Raw genomic sequence first — 1,628 nt, 5'->3', positions numbered from 1 at the left:
CACCGGCTGACCGTAGCGATCGAGCAGGTAAATGCGCGTGTTCGCGATCGGACGCCCAATACTCTCGATGAAGGGCGCCCCCCGCTGAATCGATAACCACGTCGAATAGGTGGTGCTCTCCGAGGGTCCATAAAGGTTGCATAAACGCTGCACCGGCGTTTTCTCGAAGACCTGCTTGATTAACAACGCCTTCAGGGGCTCGCCTGCCATATTAATCGTAACAGCCGAAGATAGGTCCGCTTGATGAGCGAGCAGCGACTGCAATGCAGATGGCACCGTATTGATCAGCGAAACTGGCTGAGCGTGATGCATTAACGCCAGTGCATCCTCAACCAGGTGTACGGTTGAGCCTTGAGCGAGCGGTACAAAGCACTCGTAGATGGACAAATCGAAGCTGATCGAAGTGGCAAGCAACGTATGCTGCGTTTCTGCGGAAGTAAAGGTTTGAAGGGCCCAGAACAGGAAATTGACCGTTTGAGCATGCTCGACCATCACCCCTTTGGGTATACCGGTGGAACCCGACGTATAGATCACATACGCCAGATGTCGGGACGTGAGTGCCGGTACCGACGGATTCGTCTCCCGCTGCGCCGGGAGCCTATTCGGATCGAGCACCGTGCGATGAGCCAAGGCCGCGTCACCCAGCGCCACCTGGCCCGCTGCATCGGCCAACACAATATCCGGCGCCGCATCCATGAGAATATGCGCGAGCCGCTCGCCCGGATAGCTTGGGTCAAGCGGCACATACGCGCCACCCGCTTTCAGGATCGCCAGCAGCCCCACCACCATCGCCGGGCTGCGCTGCACGCAGATCGCCACCCGGGCATTCGGCACAACACCCAGTTCAATGAGCTGATGTGCCAAGCGATTCGCCCGCGCATTGAGCTCCGTGTAGCTTAATGCTTGGTCTTCGTACACCAATGCTATGGCTTCAGGCATGCGCTCGGCCTGCGCTTCGAACAACTGGTGAATACATTGGTGCGCCGGATAGTCCCGCTGCGTCGCGTTCCACGTCTGCAGCAGCAACGTACGCTCGGCCGGCGATAGCAATTCAACGCGCGTCACCGGATACGCTGCGTCAGCAGCCATCGCCTGCAGCATCGTCTGCAAATACCCGACGTGTCGCTCAATCGTCGCTCGATCGAACAGCGCCGTCGCATAGCCTAGCGCGCCGACAATCTCCCCACCTGCTTCATATAGGTGCAGGTCTAAATCGAACTTGGCTACGTCATAAGCCAAGTCCGCAGGCGTGACTTCTAACGCCGGCAGATCCCACACAGCACGCTCGTTGCTCTGCCACGCAAACATCACTTGAAACAGCGGCGTATGCTCGAGCCGCCTCGGCGGCTGCACAATCTCCACCACCTGCTCGAACGGCAAGTCCTGATGCGCTTGCGCCTCCAGTGCCGTGCGCCGCACCCGCTCAAGCAGCTGTGTGGCGCTCGGCTCGCCCGACACATCCATGCGCAACGCCAGCGTGTTCACAAAAAAGCCAATCAACGGCTCAATCTGAGGATGGTGACGATTGGCACTGGCCGTGCCAATGACCAGATCCTCCTGCCCTGACAGCCGCGCGAGCACCGCGCTCCACGCGGCCAGCACCGTCATGAATAGCGTCGCGCCTTGCG

The 1,628-nt window shown here is 59.5% G+C and carries 1 protein-coding gene; it reads right to left on the bottom strand.

What is annotated here, in order from left to right; genetic code table 11:
• Window positions 1–1,628: non-ribosomal peptide synthetase (locus KPG66_RS17320; RefSeq protein ID WP_237071675.1), on the bottom strand; the 1,628-nt coding region annotated here is incomplete at both ends.

The sequence above is a fragment of the Mycetohabitans sp. B2 genome, assembly GCF_021733735.1.
Lineage (GTDB): Bacteria > Pseudomonadota > Gammaproteobacteria > Burkholderiales > Burkholderiaceae > Mycetohabitans > Mycetohabitans rhizoxinica.
The sequence above is the reverse complement of the archived record's forward strand: the minus strand, read 5'-3'. Positions and strand labels throughout refer to the sequence as shown.